The organism is Bacillus sp. P4_D3 (assembly GCF_056401855.1).
In genome coordinates this window covers 1-676 of sequence record NZ_JBFUIN010001204.1, presented here as the reverse complement: position 1 = coordinate 676, position 676 = coordinate 1, and the positions used below count along the sequence as shown (strand labels likewise).

General features: G+C 29.6%; 1 protein-coding gene. It reads left to right on the top strand.

The features are described from left to right. Window positions 1-608: bis(5'-nucleosyl)-tetraphosphatase (symmetrical) YqeK (gene yqeK, locus AC1DTM_RS30305; RefSeq protein ID WP_477001684.1), on the top strand; the 608-nt coding region annotated here is incomplete at its 5' end. Window positions 609-676 lie beyond the last annotated feature (68 nt).

The window sequence follows — 676 nt, the reverse complement described above, 5'->3', positions numbered from 1 at the left end:
TGTTATATAATGATATATATTCATTTACTCCAACTGGAAAAATAGAAAATGATATTAAAGCTTTTCTATTAAAATACAATAAAGAAGTTACATATAAACATTCAATTCGTGTGGCAAATGAGGCGAGAAAAATTGCGGGAATATTTTATGAAGATGAAGAAAAAGCAGCGATTGCAGGGTGTTTACATGATATTAGTGCAATCTTTCCGAATGAGGAGCGGATTGCAGTTGCTGAAAAATTTGGAATAGAAATATTACAAGAAGAACGAGAATTTCCAATGATTATTCATCAAAAATTATCGAGAGTAATTGCAAAAGAGATATTTAAAATAGAGGACGAAGAAGTTTTAAATGCAATCAGTTGCCACACTACTTTGCGTAAACATGCAACGAAGATGGATTTAGTATTATTTGTTGCTGATAAATTAGAATGGGATCAAATAGGGACACCATCATATTTAATTGAGGTGAAAAAAGGATTGGGAAAATCTTTGGACCATGCTGCTTTTGTATATATTTCATATTTGTGGGAAAGAAAAGATACATTAAAGGTCATACATCCGTGGCTAGAAGAAGCATATTGGTATTTAAAAGAAATTGTAGAGTAGAAAGGGTATAAAAATGCAATTAAAAGAATATATTAATCTAAAAATGCAATTAAAAGAATATATTAATC